We start from the raw sequence: 1918 nt of genomic DNA, 5'->3' as shown, positions 1-1918 counted from the left end.
ATCATATATTATGTAAAAAGTGGATTTAGTCCTTTTTATCTGTTCATTCCTAAAACTAACTTCATCCCTAATTCCACCCGTTTCATTATTTCTTTACCAGCCTTTGATATTTTTTTTTTAAATCTTCCCCTGTCTATCGCATATAATTGGGCGGAAATTATCACAGAATCACGCGCCATCTTTGATTCTTTCTTTGAAACAAATACATTGCCGGGGGCATCCATCAAACGTAAATTTGTCGTCATAGGCAATACGACAACTGTTCTTATATTGCTCTCATTAAAACTGTCATCCTGCACTATTAATACAGGGCGGGTGTAACCGGCTTCACTTCCGTATGGTATTCCAAATTCCGCCCACCAAATTTCACCACGTATCATTTTTAGTTAATTCCCTTATGCTCTCAAGCGCGGCGTTTGATATTGGTTCAAATTCTTTATAATAGTCATCATTGTAAACTTCATTTAATTTTTGAGTGATGTTTTTACGGTTATTTTTTTTAAGATATTCCTTCAAAGCATTGAGGTATAACGCGCTTCTTGATATTCCTAAATATTGAGCGGTTTCTTCCGCCGCATAATAAACCGTATCGGGTAAAGAAATTGCCGTTTTCATATTATTAGTATAACAAAAGTATAAAACATTGTCAAGTGGAAATTTCTCATTATTTTTCGCTATTCATCTCTTCAATACACCTAAGAAAAGCCTTCTCCAAATCCTCTGTCGCTCCCTCAACCGCCGCTCTTTTATCTTCTTTATACTGACCAAGACGCTCGCTTAAATTAATAACTGGGGCGCCTTTTATGATTACTTTTTTTACGGGAATATTGACCCTGCTGGAAAGGGCGCCGCCCATCGTGCGGTTGGCAAAATCCCAAAGATTTTGAACGTACTCTATTTTTTGATGAAGGGCGGTTTCCTCAGTGGGGAGCGGATGACGGAAATACCAGCCAAAATCAGCGAGTTCCTGATGACGGGAAATGTGCCACGCCTCCCCTGCCCCAAGATCCATTACGGAGCGTTTGACTAGCGGAACCTTTTTAAGACTGTCAGTTCCCGGCAGAAATATCCTGTCCCAACAGTCATGGCGTACCTTGTACAGTCTCTGAAAAAAATCGCCCTCACTTTTAAAGCCAAGAAACCGCTCCGAAGTTTCCAGCGCGGCGTTTACTACCCTCTCAAGACGTTTATCGAAAGTGGAAGCGTCGCTTTTTATGTGATAGCGCGATTCATTAATCTGTAGAATATATTCCCTGCACTTGCTAAGCCTTTCGGTGAATGAAAGAGGCGCAGTCTCACACTTTGAAAAACCGCAGAATTTTTCAATCTTTTTTAAAAGTTTTTCCATCGCGGTTTTACCGTCGCGCCCGTAGCGGTAATGTATGGACAACGGAAGTATCTCAAGCGGACAATCCATGTTTTTACTTGCCATTTGGCTTACAGCCTGAAAACCTATACGGATAGCGCCATGCTCAAGGCGGGGAAGGGAATCCATAGAATAGGAAACTTGCCCTTCAGGAGCGAGGGCTATCGGGTACTGACCGTCAACAATAGTGTTATAAATCCTCGCCATTCCCTTGGAATCAATTTTTGTGTGGTGTATCGGTATCGCCCCCAATCTGGGCATAAAAATCCGCGCCAAAGCGCCGCCCCAGCGGACTACTTCATAGCCGTACACAAAAATCGCGTGCGGGTCGCGCTCAAAGCGAATTTTGCTTTTCTCTGCAAGAGATTTCAGCTTATAAAGAAAAAACCACGCCAAAAGCTGAGGTTCCCTTCCATCGGGATGGCGGAAGGCGATAATACAACGGCTTTTTTTGGACAAGGCGCGTGTACAAGCGTCAAAAACAAACGCCTCGCCGCGCAGGAGTATTTTAGCCATGCCAAAAAGCATGAAAAGATAAGGCTTGACTAAAAT

The 1918-nt window shown here is 42.6% G+C and carries 3 protein-coding genes; all 3 read right to left on the bottom strand.

Going from position 1 to position 1918, the window contains the following annotated elements; translation table 11 throughout:
• Positions 1-35 precede the first annotated feature (35 nt).
• Complete coding sequence (locus ACYVRH_RS12220) at positions 36-380, bottom strand: type II toxin-antitoxin system PemK/MazF family toxin (RefSeq protein WP_461257180.1); 345 nt, start codon at positions 378-380, stop codon at positions 36-38.
• Entirely contained in the window at positions 367-615 is a 249-nt protein-coding gene (locus ACYVRH_RS12215) for a ChpI protein (RefSeq protein WP_461257179.1), read from the bottom strand. Before ACYVRH_RS12215 ends, ACYVRH_RS12220 begins: the two co-directional genes overlap by 14 nt.
• Before the next feature lie 49 nt (positions 616-664).
• On the bottom strand, positions 665-1918 hold a 1254-nt coding region (locus ACYVRH_RS12210; RefSeq protein ID WP_461257178.1), incomplete at its 5' end, for an acyltransferase.

The sequence above is a fragment of the Treponema sp. R80B11-R83G3 genome (assembly GCF_054786115.1).
This window is presented reverse-complemented; position numbering and strand designations above follow the sequence as displayed.